Source organism: Magnetospirillum fulvum MGU-K5, assembly GCF_000442515.1.
GTDB classification, from domain to species: Bacteria; Pseudomonadota; Alphaproteobacteria; order Rhodospirillales; family Magnetospirillaceae; genus Phaeospirillum; species Phaeospirillum fulvum_B.
The window spans coordinates 1-671 of sequence record NZ_AQPH01000166.1; the positions used below are offsets into that span (position 1 = coordinate 1).

Genomic DNA, 671 nt, shown 5'->3' on the forward strand with positions numbered 1-671 from the left:
TGATCTGGAAGTGGTCGCAACGGACGACCCGGCCACCGACGGCACGCGCTGCGGCTTCGGCCTCGGGGCTGGCGGTTGGGGTTAAGACCTCGATCGCGGCCTGGGGGTGGCGGTTCTTCAGCGCCGTCGCAATGCGGGGCAGATCGGCCTCGCGACCGACCAGCAGTGCGGGCTGATCGGTGCCGGTGCGGGCCAGAGAGGCGGCGATCGCGTCGGTCGAGAGCAGGATCGGCCCGGTATGGGGGTCGGGGGCATCGAGCCGTCCCGCCGGATCGAGGACATAGCGCAGCCCGGGGCGGGTCGCCTCGCCGATCGTGCAGCTTCGCCCGGATTCGTCGATGGCGTGGATCGCCCAGACATGGCCGTTTTCGTCGCGCAGCGGGAACAGCGCCCGCCCTTTGCTGTCGCCCTTCAGCCCCAGGGCGGCGAGAGCGCCCCGACCGATTCCGGCGATGGCCGGGTGCCGCCAGGGCGCAGCGGCAAGCCAACCGTCCAGCGCCGGTCGGATCGAGCGCGGCACCGCGCGGCGGGGAGCCGGATCGTCGCCGATCAGCAGATGAAGGAACTCGCGGTGGGTGACGATGATCGCCAGCGCCAGCGCATCCTTGTGGGCGTCGGCCATCAGGTAATCGCGCCAGCTTCGCAGATTGAACAGATGGCGGCCGAGGAAG

General features: G+C 70.8%; 1 protein-coding gene. It reads right to left on the minus strand.

Annotated elements, in window-relative coordinates; genetic code table 11:
* Positions 1-671 (minus strand): hypothetical protein (locus tag K678_RS19280; RefSeq protein ID WP_021133805.1); only part of this gene is annotated, 671 nt, incomplete at both ends.